Origin of the sequence: Paracoccus sp. 22332 (genome assembly GCF_052045125.1) — a bacterium.
GTDB classification, from domain to species: Bacteria; Pseudomonadota; Alphaproteobacteria; order Rhodobacterales; family Rhodobacteraceae; genus Paracoccus; species Paracoccus haematequi_A.
On the sequence record NZ_JBQEOI010000028.1, the window covers coordinates 1 to 25,353 of the forward strand.

The following is a 25,353-nucleotide window of genomic DNA, read 5'->3' on the forward strand; positions in this document are numbered from 1 at the left end:
AAGATCGAAGAAACCCATCTGTGCCATCGTTACGCCCAAGCAGCCGATCACCCCCCGTTCATACCGCAGCAACTCGGGCCGGGCAATTTTTCGAGGTGCCCTTATGGTCAACCCGTCAGATCACAGAATCGTTCAGCGATTTTCCCGCTTCCAGCGCTTCCACAATCCAGCCTGGCTTTTTCCCGCGTGCGCTCCGGGTCAGGTTCGTGTTTCCCGGATGGCTGTAGCGCGACAATCAGGGTNNNNCGCTACAGATGGCGGTGTTTTCGGCTTGAACCTGCGACGTTTCATCGGTTGCCCTGCAATCATCTCCTCCCAAAAAGCCAGCAGCCTTGGCGATCTCGGCCGCCTTCTGTGCGGCCCCGTCTTTGGCGGCTTTCGAACCCAGACAATGGCCGCTGCCGATTTCCAGTTGACCGAGCGTCAGTTCATCCCAGGTGATGGTCTTCGCGCGCTCCTGAAGATCGCGTCTTTCGAAATAAGAACGAGTTGGGAACTCCCTTTGATCGATCTCTTGGAAAACCTGGTGGGTGGCCAATCAAGGATCTTAGACGATTGCCCATGCCAAAGCATGATCAATGGCTTTTGGAGGTTTCGCGTTCCCGATCCACGCCAGCAGCAGTGATCTGTGGGGCCAAAAGGGAGAAAGCAGAGGATGACCCAACCACAGGCCTAAACAACCTGATCTCACGAAGTGATGTGGGAAAAATTAAAAGTCTGAAAAAAGTTCGAAAATCCGGAGAGGACCTGAGTTTACTCTGACTAGATTTCCTGCTGCACGAACCTGTTTAGGTTCGCATACACGCTTGGGTTGATTTTTTCATCCTCTCCCTTATCATCAACGCAAGTCAGATTTCAGTTTAAAACCATTGTCAACAAATTTGATCGCCTTTCCGCCAGTTGTCCACTGGTCCGCAGGCCCAACGCCTTTTTAGCACCGAACCGTCAGCCAAAAAGGAAATCCGCCTGTGAATGAGCACGTTCTTCCAACCTCACCATCACACCCCCATGATGACCCCCAGATCCCCGCTTGTCGCTCGCTCCTGGCCGTCGAGCCGAACACGGCAGCCCTCCTCCCCGACCCAACAGCCCAGCTGACAGAGCGCATCTCCGAAACCTTGCCGGAGGCGTATGGCGTCAATGGTCATGATGGAGTGATTTTCTACGATGCCATACCGCCTCTGCCGATCTGCGGTTTGATCTGTCCCACCTTGCGGGCACGCTCGCCTCAGGGACGCAACTGGACGCTTGAGCTTAGCTTTATCGACCCCGAAGGCGTCCTTCAAACACTGGTCTTGTCTCAGGGCGGTATTTTCGGCGGCAAATGCGTTTCTGAACTCCGCAACAGAGGTTTCTCGATCTACCACGACCGGGCTTTTCTCAGGTTGCTGCAAGATTGGGCGCGCATCGCGCCACCATCCCTTGGATGGGTCGTGGACCGGACCGGCTGGATCGCTCTGCCGAATGTGGGTGAGGCCTACGTGCAGCCTGATGGCTCCTTGATCGGCAACGGTGACGCCCCGTCCCCGGCAGTCGTGCTTCGTCAGCCACACCCTGCTGCGACGCGCGGAACCCTGGAGGGGTGGCATGGCGGCGTCACGCGGCTCCTTGATCGCAATCCCATAGGCAAGTTCGTGATTGCCGCGTCGCTGGCCGGGCCGCTAATCCGCTGGACGAGCTTTCAGACACTCGCCCTGAACCTTCACGGAGCGACAACGACGGGCAAGCTGATCCTGCACGGCCTTCCGGCAAACCCGTCCACTCCCGACATCCGTCATCTCGAAAGCTTCGATGACGACAACCCTTCCTTGAGCCCCGACCGGGGATTTCGGCAGGTCATCCTGATGACCTCGGAGGAGGCCACCCAGCGGCTGTTCTCGCGCAAGCGCCAGACCCGTTCTCAGGCGTTCGACGTAAGGGTCCTGGATATTCCTGTCGACGGCGAGGCCCACGGAGCGTTTCGCGACCTCGCGGGATATCCCGATCCCGGCTCGTTCGTCGCCGCACTGCGCCGCGCGCTGCAAGCGAACCACGGTCATGCGGAACGTGCTCTCATCCTGTGGATCACCCAGAACCGCCAGCGGGCCAAAGCGATTTTTGATAGAAGCTTCGCGAGGTTCCTGGCGCGCGAGATGGAGCGCTTCGGGGACGCGCCGGCTCCTCCTGCTTACCAACAGCAGGTGATGCGGTTCGCGCTTGTCGCCGCGACAGCCGACGTGACCGCCGCCGCCGGCGTGCTTCCCTGGCCCAAGGGGCGCATTGCCGACGATGTTCATGAGATGGTCGACCGTTGGCGGTCGGGCCAGGATCAGATGTCCTTTGGTCGGGCCCTTGCCCGTCTGAAAGTCTTCGTCGACACCCATGGCGCCGACCTGCCTTGGCTCGGTGCCAAGCCGGAAACGGAAGAGCCTGCCTCCGGTTGCCAGGACCAGCATAATATCTACGTCAATCGCGCCGTATTCCGGACCGAGATTACCGAAGTCGAGGGGGAGTTGGCGGCGCTGGTGCATGCCGGCATCCTGATCCCGGGCGGCGAGCAGCGCTCCTACCAATACAAGATGGGTGCGAAACAATGTGCGGGGCGGCCTCGCGTCTATTGCATCTCCAAAGATGGTCTGGCTTCGTATTGGCACCGGCCGGTCAAGAATAGGGACCAAGGCGGCCTTGAGAGCGGTCCTTGTTCATAAACGACACCGAGGACAGGTGGAAAGACGAAACATCGTCGAGCACGCAATGACCATCCTGTGTCTGCAGGTCGCGTTGGAATGCAGACTGTCCAGCCTCGCACGCGCGAACGACGCTCGGCAGGAGTGCCCAAAAGCACAAGTTGCCGCCCACGTCGGGATCAGGCAAAACAAACCTGTCAGCCAGACAGCGTTTTGTTGTTCGTGTCTCCGAGTTCCAGTTGCTCGGCTGAAAGAGCCGCGTCCCCTTTGCGTTGTCTGCTGCCCAGGGGCAGGAACCTTGTGCCGACGGATGTTCCCCACCTCAAAGACCCGCTCCGGTCAACGAGCCCTTCCTGCCCTGAGCCACTCGCCCAGCTTGGACCAGCGGCGCCGTCCCGAGACGTTCCGGACGGCGATCGCGACGGCCTTTCTTTGCCCCACCAGCACCACCAGCTTCCGACCGCGGGTCACACCGGTGTAGAGGAGGTTGCGCTGCAGCATGGTGTAGTGCTGGATCATGACCGGAATGACCACCGCCGGGTATTCCGAGCCCTGGCTCTTGTGGATGGTGGCGGCATAGGCCGGAACCAGCGTGTCAAGCTCGCCAAAGGCGAAGGCGACTGTGCGGCCGTCGAAGCTGACCGCGACCTCGCCCTCATCGGCATCGACATCCTCGATGGTGCCGATGTCGCCGTTGTAGACGTCCTTGTCGTAGTCGTTCTCGACCTGCATGACCTTGTCACCCGGCGCGAAGGTCCAGCCGAACCGCTCGACCTTTTTGTCGCCGGCGGGGTTCAGGGCCTTCTGCAGCTCGATGTTGAGCGATCGGGCGCCGACACCACCGCGGTTCATGGGGCAGAGCACCTGGATGTCCCTGATCGGATCGAAGCCGAAGCGGCGGGGGATGCGCGTGCTGACCAGTTCCACGATGCGCGGCACCGCTTCCTCCGGATCACGGGCCGGCACAAAGTAGAAATCCGCCGCACTGTCCGGAAGTGCAATGTCCGGCATTCGCCCGGCGTTGATCGCATGCGCGGTGGTGATGATCTTGCTCTGGGCGGCCTGGCGGAACACCTCGGTCAGGCGCACCACCGGCACGGCTCCCGAGCCGATGATGTCCGCGAGCACCTGGCCGGGTCCGACCGAGGGCAACTGGTCGATGTCGCCTACCATCAGCAGAGCGGCGGTGGTTGGCACCGCCTTCATGAGCGATTGCATCAGCGGCACGTCGACCATGGAGCTTTCGTCGACCACCAGCAGATCGCAGTCGAGTGGGCTGTCCTCGTTGCACTTGAAGGCGAAGGCCTGGGGATCGAACTCCAGCAGGCGGTGGATGGTCCGGGCCTCCAGCCCGGTGGTCTCGGTCATGCGCTTGGCGGCGCGGCCGGTGGGCGCTGCGAGCAGGAGCTTCACACCCTTGGCGGCCAGGATGCGCAGGAGGGCGTTGACGATGGTGGTCTTGCCGACGCCAGGCCCGCCGGTGATCACCGTGACCTTGGATTTGAGCGCCAGGCGGATCGCCTCGGCCTGGCTCGGGGCCAGGCTGAGGCCGGTCTTCTCCTCGATCCAGGGCAGGGCACGGTCGGCATCGATGGCGGGCCAGGGCAGGGGGCCGGTGCCGAGGCGCCCGAGGTGGCCGGCAATGGCGCGCTCGGCCCCATAAAGCCCGGTCAGGAAGATGCAGTCCGCCTCGCCCACCTGGTCCGCGGTCACAGAACCTTCCGCAAGCTCATCGCCGATGGCGCTCTCGATGAGGGCAGGGGGCACGTCCAGCAGCGTCTCGGCAAGGACGGTCAGCTCGGCCCGCGGCAGTCCGCAATGGCCGTCGCCCATGGCCTCGCTCAGGGCAAAGGACACGCCTGCCCGGATGCGGATGGCGGCCGTTTTCTCGATCCCGAGCTTTTCGGCGATGATGTCTGCGGTGCGAAAGCCGATGCCGCGGATGTCCCGGGCCAGGCGGTAGGGGTTCTCGCTCATCACCTGCACGGCGTCGGTGCCGTAGGTCTTGAAGATCCGCACCGCGCGTGCCGTTCCAACCCCGTGCCCATGGAGAAAGACCATGATCTCGCGGATGACCTTCTGGTCCGCCCAGCCGGCGGTGATCCTGGCTGCGCGGACGGGACCGATCCCGCCCACCTCGCGCAGGCGCTCGGGCCCGGCCTCGATGACATCGAAGACATCGGTGCCGAAGGCCTTCACCAGCCGCCGGGCATAAACCGGCCCGATGCCCCGGATCATGCCGGAGCCGAGGTATTTCTCGATGCCCTCGATGCTGGAGGGCGCGGAGGCCTTCAGAAACTGCGCCTTGAACTGCAGCCCATGGGTGCGGTCGTTGAACCAGACACCGGAGGCGGTGATCCACTCGCCTGCCGAGATCATCGCGGCATGGCCCACCACGGTGACCAAATCCCGGTGCCCTCGTGCCTTGACCCGCAGGACGCAGAAGCCGCTCTCGGGACTGTGGAACGTGACCCGTTCGATCAGGCCAGCCAGGACCTCGGTAGGGCGGTCGGGTGCTGGGGCCATGAACCCCGCCCCGGCTACACGCCGCCCATCAGGACGTCCACGGCCCGGGTGACATCGTCGCCGTGATGTGCGACGCTTCCCGCGCGGCGGATACTCGACCTGCGCACGGCCGCGATCAGCCGCGTCGCCAGAACAAGACTTTGATCCTCATGACGGATGACGGGGTTCAGATACCTGACCGCAGGATAGTTGGGCAGGAGCGGTATGACGACGACCGAGGGATCGGGCGGCAGAAGGTCGCTTTCGACAACGACCATCAGGACGCCGCCATATTCGGCAAGATCGAAGCGGTTCAGCGCGTCCAAGAGGTTTGTCCCGGAGACGTGATGATGTCCGCCAGGGGATGGCCGTTGTGGTCGTGCCACTCGGCCTGTGCGGCAAAGGCATCGGCATTCTCGTCAAGCCACTTGCGCCGGCGCGCGTCGGCGACGGCGCGCCGAACGGCCGTTTCGGCCACGGCCGAGACGTTGACGCCGAGATCCCGCGCCGCCTCAAGCGCGGCCGCATCAAGGGTCAGAGATGTCTTGCGTTTGAAGGCGATGGCCATGGCGTCCACTCCACATGATACCGCATCAACATACCGCATTTTGGCAAGCTTCACCAGCGGCAAAGGATAACGCTTGATTGAAGCCTATGCCTGCCGCCGTTCTCTTGCTCCTGTCCGTAGCCTTTAAGGGTGCGGCCCAGACCAAGACAGAGGTTGGTTTGTCTTCATTTTTGATTATATTGAAGACGCTGATAGCAACAGGAGGCCAGTTGTGTCCCGCATGACAACCATGACCGTCAGGGTTGGAGGTGCCTTGAGCGACTTTGTAGCCGCGAACGTAGGCGAGGATGGGTCCTATGAGAACGTCAGCGAATACATCCGTGACCTGATCCGGCGCGACAAGGAGCGGGCCGAGCGCGAAGCGTTTGATCGGCTGAAGGCCGAACTAACCCGCGCCTTCGCAGCGCCCGAAGACAGCTACAAGCGACTGACAGCGACTGAGGTCATCGCCCGGAACCGGCGCGCTTGAGCCCATGACGATCCGGGTCCAAGAGGCAGCATCCCTCCGCATTGACGAGATCTATCTCTACACCCGTGACCGGTGGGGCGAAGCGCAGGCTGAGACCTACATCACCGGCCTGTTTTCTGCGTTCCAGCAACTCGAGACGGGCGGTGTGATATCGCGGCCCGTGCCGGCCGAGTTCGGGGTGGAGGGGTATTTTTTCCGCTACGAGCGGCATGTCGTATATTGGAAGCGGCTCGCCAATGGCGACATTGGCATTGTCACGATCTTGCATGAACGAATGCATCAAATCGACCGGCTCAAGGACGATTACCTTGGTTGAGAGATAGTTACGAGGCTGAGACGATGGTCCAAGATCAGGATGACCAGGTCAGGCCGCATCCCGGCTCTTGCCGAGACCGCGCTCCTGGCTGGGACCGACCGACGCCGGCTTTTGCCCTGAACCTGGACCCCTGCCCCTCCTTTGCGCCCTTGTGCTGCGCCGCCTGTCTAGATCCGAGCCAGACCGCAGGGGCGCAATAGGCGGGCCGCACGGATTCCATCTCGGCCCTTCGGGTGGCAATCGCTTGCGAGGGTAGCCAGGGTGTCCAGCCGGGCGCAGACCCCGTCCTGGGGGTGTGTGCAATCCCACGCCAGCAGCAGAATGCGTGTCAGTCACAGGCGTTTCCAGCAGACTGCCGAAGTAGTGCTAAGCCATGAGGTACAAAAGCGTCCCCTCATCGCCACACAGGAATGACAATCCACAATTTTCTTGCTGCACTCGTTCCTAAATGCAAATTTGGCATATGGAAGCCCCTGAAGATCTTGTATGGTCAGAAGCAATTAGGTGCACCAGCACCATACAAGAGACGGAAAGCCCAGCAAATCGGGCAGCAGACGAGGATAAGATGAACGATCTCAGCCTGCTCAGGCGCAGCTTCGATTCGGACCGTATCACGGAATTCGCCGAAAGCCTCGCCACGTCTTTGGACCGGCAGATGAAGAACGCCTTCCGGCCGGAGGAAAGAAAGGCCTTGCGCTTGTTCTCGGCCCGCGAGGTCTGCGAGCTGACGGGGATCTCCAACTCGAACCTCAACACCCGCCTGGCAGACGATCCTGACTTTCCCCAGCCAACCCTGGACAAGCGGGGCCATCGTTGGTTCAGCGCCGAGGCGATCGACCAGATCCGCGACCACATGTTCCGCACTGGCAAGAAGGACCTGACCTATCGGCCAGGCCGCCAGCCGGGCGACGCCATGCAAGTCATCAGCTTTGTAAATTTCAAGGGAGGGTCGGGCAAGACCACCTCGGCGGCGCATGTTGCCCAGAAGCTGGCCCTCGATGGCTACCGGGTCCTTGCCGTCGATCTGGACGCCCAAGCCAGCCTTACGACGCTTTTCGGCTATCGGCCGGAACTAGAGTTTCAGGAGAACGGCACGGTCTATGACTGCCTGCGCTACGACGAAGAGCAGGTGGGTATGGAGCACATCATCCTGAAGACCTACTTCCACAATCTGGATCTGGCGCCCGCCGGCTTGATCCTCGCCGAATACGAGACCAATACGGCTTATGCGCTGAGCCAACGGATCACGCCTAACTTCGCCGAGCGGCTGTCGATCCAACTGGATCGGGTTCAGGACCGCTATGACGTGGTCATTATCGACTGCCCGCCACAGCTGGGCTTCACGACTCTCTCTGCGCTCGCCGCAAGCTCCGGGCTGATCGTAACGGTCGTGCCCAGTATGCTGGACATCGCGTCCATGTCGCAGTTCCTCAGCCTCGCGGGCGACCTGTTCCGCACCATCCAGACCCATACCAGCCGGTCGGAGCCAATCTCCTGGAACTTCGTGAAGTTCCTGCTGACCCGCTATGAGCCCTCGGATGGCCCGCAGACCCAGATGGCCGCCTATCTCCGGACCATTTTGCAGGACGAGGTGCTAACCAATCCGATGCTGAAGTCCACGGCCATCAGCGATGCGGGCATGACGCAGCAGACGGTTTTCGAGATCGATCCCGCAAAGCTGCTGCGCAAGACGCTCGACCGGGCAGTGCAAAGCTGCACGGCAGTGACCCAGGAGGTCGAGGGTCTGATCCAGCGGTCCTGGGGGCGTGTCTGATGGGACGCAAGAACGTCTTCGAGGCAGCTCTCGACGCGGCCGCCCCGCCCACCAGCACGGTCGCGCTGCGCAGGCAGGGCGCCCCTTCGATGGCCACCCTCGGCAACACGCTGCGCGACATGTCCGCCAGCGGGATCCAAGAACTCGATCCCTGGGTGATCGACGAGTCGGGCATCCAGGACCGCATCGCACTGGAGGCGGCCGACATAGCCCGTCTCGCTGAGAGCATCCGCACCCATGGGCAGCAGGTGCCCATCTTGGTGCGGCCCCATCCAGACAGCATGAATCGGTTTATCATCGTCTATGGCCGCCGCCGTCTTGCTGCGGTGCGCAGTCTCGGCAACGGGATGCGTGTCAAGGCGATCGTTCGCCATTTGGCCGAGGACGCGGCAATCATCGCGCAAGGCCAGGAGAACAACCTCAGGGTTGATCCTTCCTATATAGAGAAGGCCCTCTTCGTCCGGGAGCTGCGGGAAGCTGGATACCAGAACCAGGTCATCCAGGATGCTCTAGGCCTTGACAGGACGGCTATCTCGAAGATGAACACCGTGATCGACAATGTCCCGGTCGAGGTCATCCTCTTTATCGGCGCCGCGCCCGAGATTGGCCGCAGGCAATGGACCGAGCTAGCCTTCCTCGCGCGCGAGCATGGCATAGATCTTCTGTCCCTCGTTCCGGAAAAGAGCGACACGCCCTCTACTGGTTCAGAACGATTCGAGAACATCCTGGCGCAGGTCCGGGGACTGGCCGGTCTTGCCGACGCCCCGGTGGCGCCCGTGCCCGAGCGCAAAGCCGCTGTGCCCGCGGTCACAGCGGTGAAGAACAGGGCGCTTGGTTCCGACGTCCGCCGTTTCGATCTCGGCGGGCGGCATCTCGGGACCATGAAAAAGACCGGCCGTAGCCTTTCGCTGAGCGTCTCGTTGAGACACCAGCCCCAGTTCGGACAGTGGTTCGAGGAGAACGCGGACGAGATCGTCCAGATGATCCACGATCATTGGTCGAAGAGCCGGGGAGAGGGCTAAGCCCCCTTCCCTTTGATCAACACGAGCAAAACAGAAAGGAGCGCAACGGAGACCGGAAAAAAGAAAGAGCCCCCCGAAGTCACCCTCGGAAGGCCCTGCTAGTTCTCGATTTTTGCACCTTCATTACTAGCAGCCTCCATTGTGCCCGTCAACAACAACCGATTCGGTTGGCGGGAGAAGTTTGCCTACGTTTCTGAGAAACCTCGGGCAGAGGCTGATGACGCATGGGCTTACGGTCCCCCTGCGGAGCAAGATGACATTTCAACGAGCAATTCCGCGGGCCGGTGGCCTTGCGATGAGCCCGGCTGCGCTCGCAGCTAGGGCCGACGAAACATGGGTCATCTTCCGGGTGCTTCGCGATGCGGCGCCTCGCCTCGGCATCAAGCCCAAAGTAGTGCAGACCCTGTCCGCGCTTCTCAGTTGCCTCAAGCCCGACCGTGGCATGATCTGCTTTGCCTCGAATGCTGAATTGCAACGCCGACTTGCCGGAGTAAGCGACAAGACCATCCGCAGGCACCTGGCCGAACTGGCGGACGCCGGGGTAATCCAGCGGCGCAGCAGCCCCAACGGGAAGCGATACAGCACCCGCGATCCGCAGAGCGGTGCCGTCGAAGCCTACGGGATCGACCTGTCGCCAATGATCGAGAACCGCGAGCGGTGGTCCAATGCCCTTGTCGAGGCTGAGCTCGACAAGGCTCATATGAGGCATCTTAGAACCAAGATCCTCGCACGGCTTGCCTGGATCGATGACCGTGGGCACGATGGCATAGACACGAACGTCGCACGGAAAATGCTGCGCCGCACGTCGCTGACGCCTGCCCTTCTCGAAGACATCCTTGCCGAACTAGACAACAGAATCTCGGAGGAGGACGAGCGACACCCCCCCTACCCTTCCGATGTGCCGGAGACCAAAGAAAGCCAGACCGATCCGATGACCGCCACTGCCGGTCAAAATGACCGACATCCTCTTAAGTCTAACACTGAAAACCATGAATCAGACTTGCGTGAGGAAGCTGAGGAACGAGATGAAGATTGTGAGCAGGGTATGTTGGTGAAACTACAAATAGCCTGCCCAAGCGCGATGGAGTTCGCCCTGGAGCCCGTCACGACGTGGGATGCCGCAGATAAGCACGCTCGCATGCTGGCGCCGATGATCGGCATCGACCACGCCCTCCTCACCAAAGCAAGGGAACGCCTCGGCCTCCGCGAAGCTGCCATCACTGTCCTGGCCATGGTGCAGCTACAGCCCCGCATCCGCAACATGCAGGCTTATTTCCGCAGCCTTGTTGTTGGAAAGCGGTCTGTTCGATTCGATCCCATCACCTTGCTGGATCGTCTTGTGGCAGGCTCATCTGCGTTGTCCAGATGCATTTGATCCGACCTCAGATAATCCGGCGACGGTAGCCGCGCATAGCTAGTTTTTGCAGAGTCTGCGGAGGTTACCAATTCGGCGAACCATTGTGCCCGCGGGCACAAAGGGCTCCGAACGGGGTCAGTTTTTCTCAGTTGGAAATGGCGGGCTCCTTTTCCACCATCTCCGCCTGGGACAGCAACCGCCCGGAGCTTTAGTTATCAAGTCTACCACAATGATACATCTGGTGCGACACCGCGCTAAAGTACTAAACCTTGGGGCGCCGACCATAGATGCTCACACGGGTTCTCATATGTGACCACGGCCACAGTGGCATGCCCAGATATTTAGGTCGCTATGCAGAGCAACAGTCGAGCAGGCTAGTTCCAGTGGAGGAAATTGAGACCTTTGTTGTGGATGTCATCGACCACTGTGACCGCGGTCACAGTCGCTTGCAGTCGGGGCTGCCATTGAAACCCAAATGTTCATCTGCTGCGGGCAAGGCATCGAAAGCTTGCCAGCTTAAAGCCTCCGTACCAGGATAGACAAGATCATGCCACTGTGACCGCGGGCACAGCGCTGCGACCACACGACCGCGGCTGGTCACGAACCGGCCGAACTGGTGCAGTCGATCCGCGATATCGACCTGTCAAACCCTATCTGAGTGCAGCCGGGCAGGAATGGCCGCTACGAATTGATCCAGGGCTGGCGCCGCCTGACCGCCTACCACCAGCTTCTGAAGGACACGGCGATGCGGAAAGCTTGGACAGCATTCACGCGGGAATTGCCGCGCGGGGTAATGCGCTGGAACAGTTCTATCGCCGCATGGTCAATGAAAACATGGCCCGCAAGGACATCTCGTTTACAGAAATGGCGCATCTGGCGCTGCATTTTTTGATGGACCCGCATACCGCCGAACACGATCCCGACGGCGTCATGGCGATCCAATTCAAGCTCTCAGGCTATCAGAAGCGCAGCTATATCCGCAACTTCAACCGCTTGGTCTCGGCCTTCGGCGAGGCACTGAAGTATCCCAGGAAATCCCCACGGCCCATGCCTGGCTACTACTATCGCGGCCGAACTGAAGGACTGGGACACGCGGTCCATCTAGGACGAGTTGGACGTGCTGCGCCGCTTTGCGGGGCAGGGGACTGACGCGCCGGAGGATACGCCCGGCCCTGGGCGGCGGCTGCGCCAGGCCGAACTTCCAAATCCCGCGTCCGCAGAGCAGCGCCAAATGCAGCGCGGCCAAAGGCTGCTTGGAAATCCGCCTGCTGCGACCTTTCGGCTCTCGACCGCTGCAAGCCGGAAGCCGCCGTGGCCGCGCTTCTGAACCAGAGCGGCTAGGGCAGGGGCCTTTGCCCCTCACTCGCGCCGCCAACCATCCCCATCCTGTCGGCCCGTTGCAACAGCATCCTAACGGAGGAGGGATACCACTTGGCGCTTCCACGCGGGGTGCGTTCGCGCATGTCTTCCAGCCGCCTGGCGATGCCTGCGAGCGTCAGGTCGGGATCGGCATGGCGCATGCCCGCGACAATGGCCATCAGCCGGTCGTCGGGGGCGCGGCGGGGCGCGCGGTCCAGAACGGTCGGGGGCAGCAGCCCGTCGCGGACATAGCGGCGGGCGGCGCGCTTCAGGCGCTCGACGCTCCAGGCGGGGCCGTCGCGCCCGGTGCGGGCATTCAGAAGCCGCGCCAGATCGTCCCAGGCCATGTCCGGCCTGTGGCGGCGCACCAAGGGCAGCCAGGCATCGGCGGTGCCCTCGAGCTTGCGGACATAGGTCTCGTCGCGGGCCAGGCGCAGCTTGCGCAAGGCCTCGCGGTCGCCGGCCTTGAGCGCCGGATTGCCGCCGATCCGGCCCTGGGCGCGGGCCGAGCGCAGCCCGGCACGGGTCCGCTCGCGGATCAGCGCGCGCTCCAGTTCCGCCACCGCGCCCATCACCTGCAGCGAGAAGGTGCCCTGCGGCGTGGTGGTGTCGATGGGATCGCCGAGCGAGCGGAAATGCGCGCCCTTGGCCTTCAGCACCTCGATCACCTGCAGAAGATGCGAGAGCGAGCGCGCCAGCCGGTCGAGGCGCACCACCACCAGCGTGTCGCCGGGCCGGACCTGTGCCAGGAGACGCGCCAGGGCAGGGCGCGAGCGGTCGGCGCCCGAGGCCTGCTCCTCGTGGATGAGCGCGCATCCGGCCGCGCGCAGTTCCCTCAGTTGCGGTTCGAGCGTCTGCTCCGCGGTCGAGACGCGGGCATAGCCGATCAGGGGCATGGACGGGCTCTCCTTTTGCCATGGGCGCGCTCAGTCATACACATTCGCGGGATGCAGGGAAACGGTCGTTTGTGAACAGATGCAACACCGGTATCTGCGGTAGCTGTACAGATACCCAGATCCTTTGCGTTCAGCAGGGAACGGAATTTGGCGCCTTCGTGCGCTCTCGGGGCCGTATTCGGGAGCCCTCGGGATCTCATTTGCCAGAGTGGCAGGATGACAAAGATCTTGACCCGTTTTGGAAAGTACTAGGCAACTGAAAAAAGTTGCTTTTATGCTAAACTGTCTGCGGCATAATCATGGATAATCAGATGGATATCGGATCGCTTCTTCTGAGTGCCGAGACTCACGCAGCGAGGGTTGAGGGCATTCTCTTGGCCGACCCCTCCTTGGCTGCATTGTGGCGGATGGAGACGAGCCTTCTGGAGGCTGCCGCCTCGGTCGGCCTTGAAGGTGAGCGGATCTCCACGCAGGGGATGGTGCTGCGTCTCATCAGCGGCACCGCGATGGACGAGGATGCCCGGGCGGCCGAGATGGCCCTGAAGGTTCTGACCGTCATCCGGCGACCCGGGGATCCGTTCGGCGCGCCGGTCGCGGCCCTGCGCCGGATCGAAGCAGCCGCCGCACCCATCGGGCAGACACGCGATAAGGGCGATCGTCTCGAGGATGCGGAACTGCCCCTGGTCGTGGAGGCTGGTCGCGCCTGGTCCCACGTTCCGGTCCTAGCGGGATGGCGCGCGGCGGCCAGCTATGCCTTCCGCTCCCGGCGCAGCAGCCCCGTGGCCGAGCGGTTGATCTTCATGACCGTGGAGGGTGCCGCACGTCACCTGCAGGGACTGTCTCCTGATCGAAGGGCTGGCCGCGATGATCTGGACGAGAGGGCAGGGGGCCTGCTGATGCCGGCGGTGGCCGGGTGGATCGTGCCGCCATCCGTATCGCTGACCCGCACCGGCTTCCGGGTCTGGTCGCCGATGACCGGGTTGGCCACGTTCCTAAAGGCCGCCACGCGGAGCCTCTCACATGATCTCGGTCATCTGGGGACCCTGCGCCATGAGCTGGGGCGTCTCTCGGCCATGACGTCTTCTGCGCATGGGCGGTCGCGCCTTGGCGACCTGATCGCCTATCTAAGGGCGCAGCCGGTCGTCAGCTCGGCGATGGTCATGGATCATCTGGGCGTGACGCGCCGGACGGCCCTGTCGCTGATCGGCGAGCTCGTCGATGCCGGCTGCCTCAGCAACCTCACCGCCCGCAGCACCTCGCGGTTCTGGGCGCTGCCGTCCCTTGCCGCGCGGATGGGCCATGCAGGAGGGGCAGGGGCTGTTCGTGGCGGTTTGTTCGCCAGCCGTGAGGGGCCGAGCGGGCCGAGCGAACGCTTGAAGCCGATCACTGCCTTGGAGCGAATGAAGGGAGGACGAGACGAGGGCCAACTGGACCGGATCATGGCCGATCTGGATACCGCGATGTCGGGCCTGGATGATGTCGTGCGCCGGGCGGGGGGCAGGCAGCGGAAAGAAGAGTAGATCCTGCAGTGGTCAGTTCTTTGCATGTCTGGAGACGCACGCTGTGCGGTAGATGTATCCTTAAGGCGGAACCAAGAACGTCGAGTGTGAAAGACTTAGTTAAGGAGGGCGCGCAGCAATGAATTCGGAGCTTGGACCATTCAGTTACGACACGGTAGCTGGAATGCTGGTAGAATGGGGCGGCGCGCAGCGCCTTGGGACATTGCTGTCGGAGTGGTTGAGCAGCGCAAGCTGCTGATCGTTACTGACCACTTTCTGCATCAATCCGGCCTTCTGGATCCCACCAAGGCATCGCTGCAGTCGGCAGGGTTCGAGATAACCATCTTCGATGATGTCGTCGCCGACCCGCCTGAAGATGTGATGATCGCGTGCGCGACGATGGCCAAGGATGCAGGCTCTGACATCGTCATGGGGTTCGGCGGTGGCTCGTCCATGGACGTCGCGAAACTGGCTGCCGTGATGATCTCCTCGGATCAGTCACTGGCCGACATGTGCGGCATCGGAAAGGTGACTGGCGCGCGGGTGCCGCTGGTTCAGGTGCCGACGACTGCTGGCACAGGCTCCGAGGTCACGAACATCACGATCCTGACCACCGGCGCGACCACGAAGATGGGGATCATTGCACGACAGCTATACGCCGATCGCGTTTTGCTGGATGCCCAACTGACGATTGGCCTGCCACCCCTGCAGACCGCGGCCACCGGAATCGACGCGATGGTGCACGCCATCGAAGCATTCACCGGCAGGCTCAGAAAGAATCCTCTGTCTGACCTCCTGGCAAAGGAAGCCTTGCGCCTGATGGCTGCGAACCTGATCACCGCGTGTGACGATGGCCAGAACAGACAGGCACGCGACCCGATGCTGTTGGGGGCGACACTGGCCGGTCAGGCGTTCTCGAACAGTCCCGTCGGAGCCGTTCACGCCCTTGCCTATCCGCTTGGAGGACATTTTCATCTGCCGCACGGCCTGACCAATGCGCTAATGCTGGGGCCTGTGCTGCGCCATAACATGCGGGTCGCAGCGCCCCTCTATGCCGAATTGGCCGACCTTATTCTTGGCGCATCCATCATCAGCGTCGACGCACGCGCAACGGCATTCGTCGTATTCATGGAGGATTTGATGAACCGTTCCGGCGCCCCCCGGCGGCTGCGTGATTGCAACATCCCGGAGGACAGTCTCCCACGCCTGGCCGAGGATGCGATGCTGCAGACGCGATTGCTGATGAACAACCCTGTCAAAGTGACCCAAGCCGATGCGTTGGCAATGTACCGGCAAGCGTTCTGAACGCTTTTGGCTATTCCTAGCACAAGGCGTGACAGCCTCAGGTCAGTCCTCGATAGCCGCCGCGCGCAGAAAGTTGGCGATCGTCCAATTCATGGGGCAGGAACCCCCATTGCGGGTGAACGCCGAGGTGGAGTGCGGCAGGTATTTGGGAAGAACTGTCCCCGGATCGTGGCGCCCGGGCAAGGGGCACGACGATCCGGGGACGCGGTTCCGGTCCGGCAATGCCTGCCGGCGGCTGCAACGGGCGTCAGGTCTTGAGGACGACCTTGGTCCAGTCGTTCTGGTTCCAGCGGAACCCCTCATAGCCCTTGACGGCCTCCTCCAGCGGCAGGCGGTGAGAGATCATGAAGGTCGTGTCCAGCTCTCCCTCCTGGATGCGGCGCAGCAGGTCGTGGGTATAGGCCTGCACATGGGTCTGTCCGGTGCGCAGCTGCAGCCCCTTCTGCATCAGCGCGCCAAGCGGGAACTTGTCCATGAAGCCGCCATAGACGCCGGGGACCGACACGCGTCCGCCCTTGCGCACCGCCATCAGCGCCTCGCGCAGGGCGTGGCCGCTGTCCGCACCGACGCCCACGGCCTGCTTGAGGTTATCCATCACCGTGTCCAGGGCAAAGCCGTGCGCCTCCATCCCGACCGCGTCGATGACCGCGTCGGCGCCGATGCCGCCGGTCATCTCCATGACCGCCTCCAGCACCGAGGTCTGCTTGAAATCGATCACCTCGGCCCCCATCCTGCGGGCCAGGGCCAGGCGGTTGGGATAGTGGTCGATGGCGATGACGCGGGCCGCACCCATCAGCCGGGCGGCCTGGATCGCGAACAGCCCGACCGGGCCGCAACCCCAGACCACGACGGTGTCGTCGGCTTCGATGTCGGCATTGTCCGCGGCCATCCAGCCGATGGGCAGGATGTCGGACAGGAACAGGACGTCGTCATCGTCCATGCCTTCGGGAATGACGATTGGGCCCACGTCGGAAAACGGCACGCGGACATATTCCGCCTGTCCGCCGGGATAGCCGCCCGTCAGGTGGCTGTAGCCGAACAGGCCCGCCGCCGCATGGCCGAACATGGTTTCGGTCAGGTCCTGCTTGTCGGCGGGGTTCGAGTTGTCACAGGCCGAGAACTGCGCCCGCTGGCAGAAGAAGCACGACCCGCAGGAAATGGTGAAGGGCACCACGACCCGCTGACCGACTTTCAGCGTGCTGCCGGGGCCGACATCGACGACCCGGCCCATGAATTCGTGGCCCAGGATGTCGCCCGCCTGCATGCCGGGGATCACCCCGTCGAACAGGTGCAGGTCGGACCCGCAAATGGCGGTCGAGGTGACCTGGATGATCGCGTCGCGGGGGTTGACGATCTGGGGGTCGGGCATCGTCTCGACGCGGACGTCGTGCTTGCCGTGCCATGTCAGTGCGCGCATGGATCAGGCCTCCTGTCTGCGGTTGAGGGGGGTGGCGATCTCGCCGGTCTCGAGGAACATCTTCAGGCGCTTCAGGTCGCGGCGCCCCTGGATCGCGGGGTCCGCCTGGAACAGCTTGGCCACGACGCGGCCAAGCGCGCCCATCGGCGCCACATAGGCGATCAGCGCGGTGACCTCGGTGCCGCGATTGCCCGGCGCATCGCGAAATAGCACCCGGCCGGTGGTCTCGATGTCCGAGCCATCGGTCGAGGCCCATGCGATGACGTCGCCGGGGCGATCCTCGGTGATGCGGGTGCGCAGGGTGATGTCGCTGCCCGGGCCGCGCAGGGTCCAGCGGGTGACGTCGCCCTCGGTCGAGACGGCGCGGACGTTCTCCATCACGCCGGCCAGGTTCCCGAACTGGCGCCAGAAGGCATAGATCTCGTCGCGGGGGCGGGCGATGGTCACGGTGCGGCCGGACAGCGCGAAGCGGCCCGGCGGCGCGTGCTTGGCAGTGCGCTGGGGCGCATTGTCGGCGGGACGCCGTTCGGGCTGGCGGGTCAGCAGATAGCCGGTTCCGGCGGCGGCCAGGAAGATGCCCAGCACCGCCCCTAGTCCGATGCCGGATGCGGGCGGCCGGGGCGTGTGGCGGATGTGGTCGAGATGATCATGATGGGGCATGACGGTCCTTTCCCAAAGCTGTGCGGCACCGATGGTCCGGCGCCGCGATCATGGTGTTCGGTCAGATGGCCCGCATGGGCGGCGTCTGGTTGCGGGGGCATTGGTTCCGGCGATCCAGCAGGCTGAGTGGTGGCTGGACGCCGTCGGGGGCAGCGTGTGCGGCGGCGTAACGGCGCATCAGGCGCGGTTCCGCGACCTGCGCGCGGTGCCGGGAACCAGGGGTGGCGTGTCGGGACGACGATGCATGGGCGGGCCTTTCCTTGTGTTCTGGGCCCGTGATCGAGCAGGGGTCCAACAAGGGGATGGCGCGAATGTTCCAGCTCTTTGCCTGATCACCCGCCACGGGAGGCCACGTCACCCATGGCCTGGCAGCGGCACCCCCCCGGTCGCGACAGCAGTCGGGGACAGGCCGGGCAGACACAGGTCACCCGTTTCTGTCCGATCATCGGCGGCGGCGGAACGGTGCGACAGGGCAACGGTCGGGCAGGGCATAGATTGCGCAAGGAACCCCGGTCGCGGTGATCGCCTTACGTCTGCACAGATGACAGATTCGTGAGCTTGCGGACCTGCCGACACTGCCCATTACAGCGCTGGAGAACCACGTGCCCCGTACCAAGACGACCCTTTCGACAGACCAAAAGGGGACAGCCTCTCCGACACGATTTTCCATGGAGGAATGGAAGCAGATCCTTGTTCGCGTGAAGACCGAGATCGCCAGCGACCACATTTCGGTCGTGTCGGCGGGCATCGCGTTCTATGCGCTGCTGTCGGTGTTCCCGGCCCTTGCCGCGCTGATCTCGATCGCGGGTCTGGTGCTGGACCCCGCCGACATCGCAAGCCAGCTGGACACGGTCATGGCCCTGATCCCGGAAAGCGCCGGGGCGGTGCTGCAGGAACAGGTCCTGAAGGTCACCAGCGGCGATGAGACGGCGACCGGCTTGGTCGCGGCCTTTGGTCTGGCCATCGCGATCTATGGCGCCATGAAGGGCGTCATGACCCTGATGGAGGGGCTGAACATCGCCTATGACGAAGAGGAGGGCCGCGGCTTCATCAAGCTGTATCTCAGCGCGCTTCTGATCACGGTATGCGCCATCCTGGGCCTGGCGGTCGCGATCGCGCTGCTGATCGTGCTGCCGTCGGTCATCGCCTTCCTGCCGCTGTCACCGACGCTGGAGACCGCCGCCGAATGGCTGAAATGGCCGCTGATGGCGGTGCTGACCATGATCGGGCTGGCGGCGATCTATCGCTTTGGTCCGTCGCGCGCCGATCCCAAGTGGCGGTGGGTCAGCGTCGGTGCCGTGGCGGCCACGGTCCTGTGGATTTTGGGCACCGCGGCGTTCTCGCTCTATGTCCAGAACTTCGACGACTATACCGAGACGTACGGGACGTTGGGCGGGGTCATCATGCTGCTGACCTGGATGTGGCTGTCGGCCTTCATCGTGCTGGCCGGAGCGGAGCTGAACGCCGAGATCGAACAGCAGACCTCCGAGGACACGACCACGGGTGCCCCCGAACCGATGGGCCAGCGCAACGCTGTAAAGGCTGACACTCCGCCGCCAGGTGAGTCGGTACATGAAAGCGACGGAACACGGACCGCCGGTCCGGTCGGGGTCTCCACGGCAAGGAACGATACGGAGGTCGCGCCGTCGCCCAAGTCGGACGCCATCATGGCAATCATCCTTCTTGGGGCCAGCTTGTGGAAGCTTCGGAAGATGAGCGTTCGCAACTGAGATGGCTGTCCGTCGGCTGAATGCCGGGTCTGCCAAGGTCGAAGCGGCTTATCCTTATGTCACGTGCGTCTTCGGTGTGAAGCAAACGCTATATGAAGGTGGGGACTGACCTATCACTGAACTTTCATCCAGCCGCGACCGTAGGCAGGTTGGTATTGCTCCGCTCCCAACATTGGACTGCCGGATACCGAAGTTTTTCAGCTTGGCTATGGTGACAGGCCTTCCAAAGCATCTCCGCAACTACCTTTCAGACGCCGGTCCGGCGTGACGCAGACCTACCAAAATGGATAGGCATTCGGGGCGGTTATCCGCGATACATTCAGCGCAGGTCAGGCAGCGGTCTTTGGGAGGAGCAACTGTCTGGCCAGCAACTTGAACACGCAGTTACCGCCCGAGGAAGGAGTCCGCATTGCAGCAAGCCTAATACCCGTAAATGTTGTGCATGCCCGGGTATGGGTCTGGGTTTTGTCTGAAGGCGAGGCCATTTTTCCGTTGAATGAGAGCTGCTGCTTCTTTTAATCGGACTTTGAACGCGGCAGTTAGTCGATTCTGCAGTATGAAACCCACCTAATGGTACAGCTTGACGTGATGGCTGCGGCATAGCCACCGCACGTTCAAGGGTTCGTCGTATCGGTCGTGGTGGGCATCGACCTTGGCTGCGCCGCAGACCTCGCAGCCCTGCTTTTCCAGTGCGCCGGACATAAGCGCCCGCTGAACAGCAAGATGGGCCTGATACTTCGGCAGGTTGGTGCGGCGCCAGTTTGTCTGGCGGGCCTCGCTTTTCAGCGAGGGTGGGCGTGGAGGCTTCGGATCATCCGTCATCACGCTGCCGCCGCCTGCCGGCCCAAGGTGCGGTACACGGTCGGCCGGGAGATAGAAAACACCTCTGCCAGATCACTGATGGAATACTCCCCGGTGTCATACATGCGCCGCAGTTCCTGCTGCTGGCGCTCCGACAGCTTCGGCTTCTTGCCGCGCAGCTTGCCCTTGGCGCGGGCCACGGCCATGCCCTCCCGGGTCCGCATCCGAATGAGGTCTGCCTCGAACTCGGCAAAGGTCGCCAGGATGTTGAAGAACAGCTTGGCGTTGCGCCGGGGCGGGATGATGGCTTCTGCTCCACGGTCGGCGTTGGCGTCGCGGCAGGCGCGGCCGTCATAGGCGCCGTCGGCCGTCACCGAGGCGATCGGCTCGCCCTCGGGGATCTGCGACAACAGGCCGGGCAGCATCGGTGCGTCGCCGACGCCGCTGCCGGTGATTTCGACCGCTCGCACCTCGAGCGTCGCCTCGTCCACCGCCAGGTTCACCTTGCGCCAGCCGCGCCGCCTGTAGGACGACCAGTTCAGGGTGCGGTAGCGGATAGGCGCGGGCTTGGACATGCCGCTCAGCTATGTCGCTGGACCCGCGATGTGAATCCGGGGCAGCCTTCGTGCAACAAGGTCATGGTGCGTGAAAAGCCCATGGTGCGCGAGAAGCATGAACGTGACCAGGGCGAACTCGGACTCGGGCACAGGGCTGCGGGCGCGATCATGGGTCATGATCGCCCAAGGCTGCACATGTCCGCGCATTGTCCGATCTGTCCGATCTGTCCGATTTTCGGACAACAGGCGCTGACGCGACTTGCAAGAATGACCTTGGGAAAATGTAACCTTCTTTTGTCGCGGCTGACGGCCTTGCACGCGCGTGTTAGCGTTCCGTCGGGCAGGGGAGGTGCCTGGTTTGGCGAGGAGGAACGATGCCGAACAGCGTTTCCAAACAGGACTGGGAGAATTTTCGTGCCATGGGCCGGGTGCCGAAAGCCGCCCGCGCCGAGATCATCGCCTCATGGCAGCGCAGTTCACGCCTGGCGCGAGACGGGCTGAAGCAGGCGCCCGTGCTGACAGAGCCGGACGTCCAGCAGGCGCGGCTCCGGTCGAGCCGTTTCATGCGGGCTGCCCAGCCTACGGTCCAGAAGGCGGGCTACCTTCTGAACCGCTCGGGCAACATGATCCTGCTCTGCGATCCCGAGGGGCTCGTGATCGACCAGGTCGGCGACCCTTACACCCTGGACATGGGACGCGAGAACCATCTGCACACGGGCGGCAGATGGCGCGAAGAAGATATCGGCACCAATGCGATCGGCATGGCGCTGCTGACCGGGATGCCGGTGCAGGTCTTCCGGGCGGAACATTTCTCGGAAGAAATCCAGCGCTGGTCCTGCTCGGCGACGCCGGTCTGCGATCCGGTGACGGAACGCATTCTGGGCGTGGTCGATGTGTCCTGGCCGGCCGACGCCCTGCGCTCGGATGCCAGCGCGCTTTCGGCCATCCTTGCGGTGCAGGCTGAAACCATGCTGCGCCAGATGCTCATGGTCGAGCGCGAGAAGCTGGCCGAGACCGCCGACCGGCGCCGGCTGCGGCGTGGCAACGCGCCGATGGCCATGCTGGACCGATATGGCCTGAACGTCCTGTCCACAGACAACTTCCTGCGGGCCTTCGACGACGACGGAGCGCTGGACCGGCTGCGCGCGGCACTGCCCGACCTCATGGACCAGCCCGATGAGCAGATGGTCCCGGTGTTGCAGGGCTTGCTGCCGGGCATGGACCTGGAGGTGATGCGCGACGGCGGCGGGGGGATTGGCCTTCTGCTGAGCAAGCGCCAGAGCCGCCCCGCCATGGTCCCATCCCGGCTGGACCTCGAAACCATCGGTCAGGTGGGCGAGGTGATGGCACGGATCTCGTCGCAGGCGGCGCGGCTTGCGGGTTCGCATCTGCCAATCCTGATCGAGGGCGAGACGGGAGCCGGGAAATCCACGCTGGCCGAGGCGATCCATCAGGCGGGCAGCGATCCCAACCTGCCCTTTGTCCGGCTGGACTGCGCGATGCTGACGGCCGAGGGGCTGCGCCGCGACTTGGCGGAGGGGCTGGTCGATCAGCTTTCGTCGGCTGGGGGGACGCTCTGCCTCGAAAGCCCGGCGGCCTGTCCGCTGGACGCGCAGAAGCTGCTGCTGGGACTGGTCGAGCAGGCGGCGGGGGCAGGGATGCGCATCATCGCCACCTCGACGCGGTCGCTGGGCGACGAAGCGGGGGCCGGGCGCTTCCGCAGCGACCTGTATTATCGCCTTGCCGTGGCCCGCATCGCCCTTGTGCCCCTGCGCGACAGGCGCGACGAAATCGTGCCGCACCTGCGCGCCATCACCCGGCAGAAGGCCGGGGTGGGGCGCAGCCTGAACTTCACGCCGGCGGCCCTGGCGGCGATCACCGGCCATGACTGGCCGGGCAACCTGCGCGAGATGTCGAACCTCGTCGATCTGCTGCTGGCGGTGACACCGAACGGGCTGATCGACCACCGTTCCCTGCCGCCCGAGTTCAGCCGCGCGCCTGCACGCGAAGGCGACACCCTGCGCGACGGCGAGCGCGCCCAGATCCTGGAAGCCATCGAACGCGCGCAGGGCAACATGACCGAGGTCGCGCGGCGTCTGGGGATCGCGCGCTCGACCCTTTACCTCAAGCTCGACGCCTATCGGATCGCGCGACCCCGCCGGGGCTGATTTCGCGTCCGCAGCATGTCCGTCGGTCCATCCGACAATCGGACAACCGGGCCGACCGCGATGATTCCACTCTGACCTTACCGGGCGGCCCTGCGCCGCCCCGAGGAAAGGGAGGACCTCACATTGGCTTTGGACCACAAGAGCAACCGGACCGTGCAGGTGCTGGGCATTGATGCCGGCGGCACGATGACGGACACCTTCTTTGTCGACAGCGATGGCGACTTCGTCGTCGGCAAGGCCCAGTCGACCCCCGAGAACGAGGCGCTCGGCCTCATCGAATCCAGCCGCGAGGGGCTGGAGCACTGGGGCCTGTCGCTGGAGGACGCGCTCGGCTCGATCCAGACGGGCGTCTATTCGGGCACCGCGATGCTGAACCGCGTGGTGCAGCGCAAGGGGCTTAAATGCGGGCTGATCGTCAATGCGGGGATGGAGGATTTCCACCGCATGGGCCGCGCCATCCAGGCCTATCTGGGCTTTGCCTATGAAGACCGCATCCACCTGAACACCCACTACTACGACGAGCCGCTCGTCCCGCGTGACCGAACCCGCGGCGTGATGGAGCGGATCGACATGTTCGGCACCGTGGTCATCCCGCTGCGCGAGGAAGACGCCCGCCGCGCCGCCCGCGACCTGATCGCGCAGGACGTGGACGGGATCGTGATCTCACTGCTGCACAGCTACAAGAACCCGGCGCACGAGCGGCGCGTCCGCGACATCGTGATGGAGGAGATCGAGGCCGCGGGCAAGACGATCCCCGTCTTCGCCTCGACCGACTACTACCCGGTCCGCAAGGAAACCCATCGCACCAACACGACGATCCTGGAAGCCTATGCGGCCGAGCCGTCGCGCCAGACGCTGAACAAGATCTCGACCGCCTTCAAGGAGAACGGGTCCAAGTTCGACTTCCGCGTGATGGCGACGCATGGCGGCACGATCTCGTGGAAGGCCAAGGAACTGGCACGCACCATCTCCTCCGGCCCGATCGGCGGCGTGATCGGCGCCAAGTATCTGGGCGAGGTGCTGGGCTACAAGAACATCGCCTGTTCGGACATCGGCGGAACCTCTTTCGACGTGGCGCTGATCACCCAGGGCGAACTGACCATCCGCAACGACCCCGACATGGCGCGGCTGGTGCTGTCGCTGCCGCTGGTGGCGATGGACTCGGTCGGTGCGGGCGCCGGCAGCTTCATCCGGCTGGATCCCTATACCAAGGCGATCAAGCTGGGGCCGGACAGCGCGGGCTATCGCGTCGGCGTCTGCTGGGCGGATTCGGGAATCGAGACCGTCACGATTTCCGACTGCCACGTCATTTTGGGCTACCTGAACCCCGACAACTTTCTGGGCGGCCAGATCAAGCTGGACCGTGACCGGGCGGTCAAGGCGATGAAGGAGCAGATCGCGGACCCGCTCGGCCTGTCGGTCGAGGATGCCGCTGCGGGCGTGATCGAACTGCTGGACAGCGAGCTGCGCGACTATCTGCGCTCGATGATCTCGGGCAAGGGTTCGACGCCGGGCAACTTCGTCTGCTTCAGTTATGGCGGCGCGGGTCCGGTCCATACCTACGGCTATACCGAAGGTCTGGGCTTCGAGGACGTGATCGTCCCCGCATGGGCCGCAGGCTTCTCGGCCTTCGGCTGCGCAGCGGCGGACTTCGAGTACCGCTACGACAAGTCGCTGGACATCAACATCGCGGTCGATGCCGAAGCCGGGCAGAAAGCCGAGCAGGCCAAAGTCCTGCAGGGCGCCTGGGAGGAGCTGAAAGAGCGGGTTCTGGAGGAGTTCCAGATCAACGGCTATTCCGCCGACAAGGTGACGCTGCAGCCGGGCTTCCGCATGCAGTATCGCGGTCAGCTGAACGACTTGGAAATCGATTCCCCCGTTCAGGCGGCCCACACCGCCGAAGATTGGGACCAGCTGGTCGACGCCTTCAACGAGACCTACGGCCGTGTCTACGCCGCTTCGGCCCGTTCGCCGGAACTCGGCTATTCGGTGACCGGCGCGATCATGCGGGGCACCGTGCCGATCCCGAAGCCGAAGATCCCGAAGGAAGAGCTCGGACCGGAGACCCCGCCCGAAGAAGCCCGGCTGGGAACCCGCAAGTTCTACCGCCACAAGAAATGGGTGGACGCGACGCTCTACCAGATGGAGACGCTGCAACCCGGCAACCGCATCACGGGGCCTGCGATCATCGAATCCGACGCGACCACCTTTGTCGTGCCCGGCGGTTTCGAGACATTCCTGGACGGCCACCGCCTGTTCCACCTGAAAGAAGTCTGAGGGGAGG

At 63.4% G+C, this 25,353-nt stretch carries 21 protein-coding genes and 1 pseudogene; 12 read left to right on the forward strand and 10 right to left on the reverse strand.

Features of this window, described 5'->3' with window-relative positions; all coding sequences use genetic code 11:
• Window positions 1–115: 115 nt before the first annotated feature.
• Window positions 116–235: an H-NS family nucleoid-associated regulatory protein gene (locus ACTJI6_RS18240; RefSeq protein WP_440802717.1), complete on the reverse strand. Its 120-nt coding sequence runs from the start codon at window positions 233–235 to the stop codon at window positions 116–118.
• A gap of 733 nt (window positions 236–968) precedes the next feature.
• On the opposite strand from ACTJI6_RS18240, the gene ACTJI6_RS18245 reads away from it, so the two are divergent.
• On the forward strand, window positions 969–2,687 hold the full coding sequence (locus tag ACTJI6_RS18245; RefSeq protein WP_440802719.1) for a DUF927 domain-containing protein: 1,719 nt from the start codon (window positions 969–971) through the stop codon (window positions 2,685–2,687).
• 318 nt (window positions 2,688–3,005) lie between these two features.
• Here the strand turns inward: ACTJI6_RS18245 and recD2 are convergent, their stop codons facing one another.
• Genes recD2 through ACTJI6_RS18260 form a run of 3 tightly spaced genes read right to left on the reverse strand, consistent with a single transcriptional unit; the run spans window position 3,006 to window position 5,739 of the window.
• On the reverse strand, window positions 3,006–5,192 hold the full coding sequence (gene recD2, locus ACTJI6_RS18250) for an SF1B family DNA helicase RecD2 (RefSeq protein ID WP_440802721.1): 2,187 nt from the start codon (window positions 5,190–5,192) through the stop codon (window positions 3,006–3,008).
• A 14-nt stretch (window positions 5,193–5,206) separates the two neighbouring features.
• Window positions 5,207–5,497: a CcdB family protein gene (locus ACTJI6_RS18255; RefSeq protein WP_440802724.1), complete on the reverse strand. Its 291-nt coding sequence runs from the start codon at window positions 5,495–5,497 to the stop codon at window positions 5,207–5,209.
• Window positions 5,485–5,739: a type II toxin-antitoxin system CcdA family antitoxin gene (locus tag ACTJI6_RS18260; protein ID WP_440802726.1), complete on the reverse strand. Its 255-nt coding sequence runs from the start codon at window positions 5,737–5,739 to the stop codon at window positions 5,485–5,487. Before ACTJI6_RS18260 ends, ACTJI6_RS18255 begins: the two co-directional genes overlap by 13 nt.
• 211 nt (window positions 5,740–5,950) lie before the next feature.
• Here ACTJI6_RS18260 and ACTJI6_RS18265 point away from each other — a divergent pair, with 211 nt between their 5' ends.
• The 6 genes from ACTJI6_RS18265 (at window position 5,951) to ACTJI6_RS18290 (ending at window position 11,826) form a co-directional block, all read left to right on the forward strand.
• Window positions 5,951–6,208, forward strand: coding sequence for an addiction module antitoxin (locus ACTJI6_RS18265; protein WP_207100194.1), 258 nt, complete (start codon window positions 5,951–5,953; stop codon window positions 6,206–6,208).
• Between the two features lie 4 nt (window positions 6,209–6,212).
• Window positions 6,213–6,524 carry a type II toxin-antitoxin system RelE/ParE family toxin gene (locus ACTJI6_RS18270; RefSeq protein WP_440802728.1) on the forward strand — a complete coding sequence of 104 codons (312 nt, stop codon included), beginning with the start codon at window positions 6,213–6,215 and terminating at the stop codon, window positions 6,522–6,524.
• Window positions 6,525–7,089: 565 nt separating this feature from the next.
• Window positions 7,090–8,298, forward strand: a complete 1,209-nt coding sequence (gene repA / locus ACTJI6_RS18275; protein ID WP_440802731.1) for a plasmid partitioning protein RepA — start codon at window positions 7,090–7,092, stop codon at window positions 8,296–8,298.
• Entirely contained in the window at window positions 8,298–9,320 is a 1,023-nt protein-coding gene (gene repB / locus ACTJI6_RS18280) for a plasmid partitioning protein RepB (protein WP_440802732.1), read from the forward strand. The genes repA and repB overlap by 1 nt, the downstream gene beginning before the upstream one ends.
• A gap of 253 nt (window positions 9,321–9,573) precedes the next feature.
• The gene (gene repC, locus ACTJI6_RS18285; protein WP_440802734.1) at window positions 9,574–10,695 is read left to right on the forward strand and encodes a plasmid replication protein RepC; all 1,122 of its coding nucleotides are present in this window, start codon (window positions 9,574–9,576) and stop codon (window positions 10,693–10,695) included.
• A gap of 738 nt (window positions 10,696–11,433) precedes the next feature.
• On the forward strand, window positions 11,434–11,826 hold the full coding sequence (locus ACTJI6_RS18290; protein ID WP_440802735.1) for a hypothetical protein: 393 nt from the start codon (window positions 11,434–11,436) through the stop codon (window positions 11,824–11,826).
• A 188-nt stretch (window positions 11,827–12,014) separates the two neighbouring features.
• On the opposite strand, the gene ACTJI6_RS18295 is transcribed toward ACTJI6_RS18290, so the two are convergent.
• Window positions 12,015–12,932, reverse strand: a complete 918-nt coding sequence (locus ACTJI6_RS18295; RefSeq protein WP_440802738.1) for a recombinase family protein — start codon at window positions 12,930–12,932, stop codon at window positions 12,015–12,017.
• A gap of 311 nt (window positions 12,933–13,243) precedes the next feature.
• Between ACTJI6_RS18295 and ACTJI6_RS18300 the strand changes: the two genes are divergently transcribed.
• Both ACTJI6_RS18300 and ACTJI6_RS18305 read left to right on the forward strand, forming a co-directional pair.
• Complete coding sequence (locus ACTJI6_RS18300) at window positions 13,244–14,452, forward strand: helix-turn-helix domain-containing protein (protein WP_440802740.1); 1,209 nt, start codon at window positions 13,244–13,246, stop codon at window positions 14,450–14,452.
• Window positions 14,453–14,626: 174 nt separating this feature from the next.
• Window positions 14,627–15,736 carry an iron-containing alcohol dehydrogenase gene (locus ACTJI6_RS18305; protein ID WP_440802741.1) on the forward strand — a complete coding sequence of 370 codons (1,110 nt, stop codon included), beginning with the start codon at window positions 14,627–14,629 and terminating at the stop codon, window positions 15,734–15,736.
• 247 nt (window positions 15,737–15,983) lie between these two features.
• On the opposite strand, the gene ACTJI6_RS18310 is transcribed toward ACTJI6_RS18305, so the two are convergent.
• Window positions 15,984–17,153: a zinc-dependent alcohol dehydrogenase gene (locus ACTJI6_RS18310; RefSeq protein WP_440802744.1), complete on the reverse strand. Its 1,170-nt coding sequence runs from the start codon at window positions 17,151–17,153 to the stop codon at window positions 15,984–15,986.
• A gap of 3 nt (window positions 17,154–17,156) precedes the next feature.
• The gene (locus tag ACTJI6_RS18315; protein ID WP_440802746.1) at window positions 17,157–17,813 is read right to left on the reverse strand and encodes an SRPBCC family protein; all 657 of its coding nucleotides are present in this window, start codon (window positions 17,811–17,813) and stop codon (window positions 17,157–17,159) included.
• 668 nt (window positions 17,814–18,481) lie between these two features.
• Here ACTJI6_RS18315 and ACTJI6_RS18320 point away from each other — a divergent pair.
• Window positions 18,482–19,543: a YihY/virulence factor BrkB family protein gene (locus tag ACTJI6_RS18320; RefSeq protein ID WP_126156372.1), complete on the forward strand. Its 1,062-nt coding sequence runs from the start codon at window positions 18,482–18,484 to the stop codon at window positions 19,541–19,543.
• Window positions 19,544–20,110: 567 nt separating this feature from the next.
• Here the strand turns inward: ACTJI6_RS18320 and ACTJI6_RS18325 are convergent.
• The 3 genes and pseudogenes from ACTJI6_RS18325 to ACTJI6_RS18335 all read right to left on the reverse strand — a co-directional run.
• On the reverse strand, window positions 20,111–20,365 hold the full coding sequence (locus ACTJI6_RS18325) for a hypothetical protein (protein WP_440802748.1): 255 nt from the start codon (window positions 20,363–20,365) through the stop codon (window positions 20,111–20,113).
• A complete protein-coding gene (locus tag ACTJI6_RS18330) occupies window positions 20,365–20,550 on the reverse strand; it encodes a helix-turn-helix domain-containing protein (RefSeq protein WP_277600693.1) in 186 nt (61 codons plus the stop codon). The genes ACTJI6_RS18325 and ACTJI6_RS18330 overlap by 1 nt, the downstream gene beginning before the upstream one ends.
• Window positions 20,536–20,868: pseudogene (locus ACTJI6_RS18335) on the reverse strand (transposase); the annotation flags it as partial. The gene ACTJI6_RS18330 and the pseudogene ACTJI6_RS18335, both read right to left, overlap by 15 nt.
• A gap of 407 nt (window positions 20,869–21,275) precedes the next feature.
• Between ACTJI6_RS18335 and ACTJI6_RS18340 the strand changes: the two are divergent.
• Both ACTJI6_RS18340 and ACTJI6_RS18345 read left to right on the forward strand, forming a co-directional pair.
• Entirely contained in the window at window positions 21,276–23,069 is a 1,794-nt protein-coding gene (locus ACTJI6_RS18340; RefSeq protein WP_126156374.1) for a sigma-54-dependent Fis family transcriptional regulator, read from the forward strand.
• Between the two features lie 123 nt (window positions 23,070–23,192).
• On the forward strand, window positions 23,193–25,346 hold the full coding sequence (locus ACTJI6_RS18345) for a hydantoinase/oxoprolinase family protein (protein WP_241232922.1): 2,154 nt from the start codon (window positions 23,193–23,195) through the stop codon (window positions 25,344–25,346).
• Window positions 25,347–25,353: the final 7 nt, after the last annotated feature.

Excerpts from the sequence above, each read along its gene's own strand:
- repC (WP_440802734.1), top strand. The coding sequence starts at position 9,574 with ATGACATTTCAACGAGCAATTCCGCGGGCCGGTGGCCTTGCGATGAGC.
- repA (WP_440802731.1), top strand. The coding sequence starts at position 7,090 with ATGAACGATCTCAGCCTGCTCAGGCGCAGCTTCGATTCGGACCGTATC.
- ACTJI6_RS18260 (WP_440802726.1), bottom strand. The coding sequence starts at position 5,739 with ATGGCCATCGCCTTCAAACGCAAGACATCTCTGACCCTTGATGCGGCC.
- ACTJI6_RS18300 (WP_440802740.1), top strand. The coding sequence starts at position 13,244 with ATGGATATCGGATCGCTTCTTCTGAGTGCCGAGACTCACGCAGCGAGG.
- ACTJI6_RS18270 (WP_440802728.1), top strand. The coding sequence starts at position 6,213 with ATGACGATCCGGGTCCAAGAGGCAGCATCCCTCCGCATTGACGAGATC.
- ACTJI6_RS18340 (WP_126156374.1), top strand. The coding sequence starts at position 21,276 with ATGCCGAACAGCGTTTCCAAACAGGACTGGGAGAATTTTCGTGCCATG.
- ACTJI6_RS18320 (WP_126156372.1), top strand. The coding sequence starts at position 18,482 with ATGGAGGAATGGAAGCAGATCCTTGTTCGCGTGAAGACCGAGATCGCC.
- ACTJI6_RS18330 (WP_277600693.1), bottom strand. The coding sequence starts at position 20,550 with ATGGCCGTGGCCCGCGCCAAGGGCAAGCTGCGCGGCAAGAAGCCGAAG.
- ACTJI6_RS18315 (WP_440802746.1), bottom strand. The coding sequence starts at position 17,813 with ATGCCCCATCATGATCATCTCGACCACATCCGCCACACGCCCCGGCCG.
- repB (WP_440802732.1), top strand. The coding sequence starts at position 8,298 with ATGGGACGCAAGAACGTCTTCGAGGCAGCTCTCGACGCGGCCGCCCCG.
- ACTJI6_RS18305 (WP_440802741.1), top strand. The coding sequence starts at position 14,627 with ATGGGGCGGCGCGCAGCGCCTTGGGACATTGCTGTCGGAGTGGTTGAG.
- ACTJI6_RS18310 (WP_440802744.1), bottom strand. The coding sequence starts at position 17,153 with ATGCGCGCACTGACATGGCACGGCAAGCACGACGTCCGCGTCGAGACG.
- ACTJI6_RS18295 (WP_440802738.1), bottom strand. The coding sequence starts at position 12,932 with ATGCCCCTGATCGGCTATGCCCGCGTCTCGACCGCGGAGCAGACGCTC.
- recD2 (WP_440802721.1), bottom strand. The coding sequence starts at position 5,192 with ATGGCCCCAGCACCCGACCGCCCTACCGAGGTCCTGGCTGGCCTGATC.
- ACTJI6_RS18325 (WP_440802748.1), bottom strand. The coding sequence starts at position 20,365 with ATGACGGATGATCCGAAGCCTCCACGCCCACCCTCGCTGAAAAGCGAG.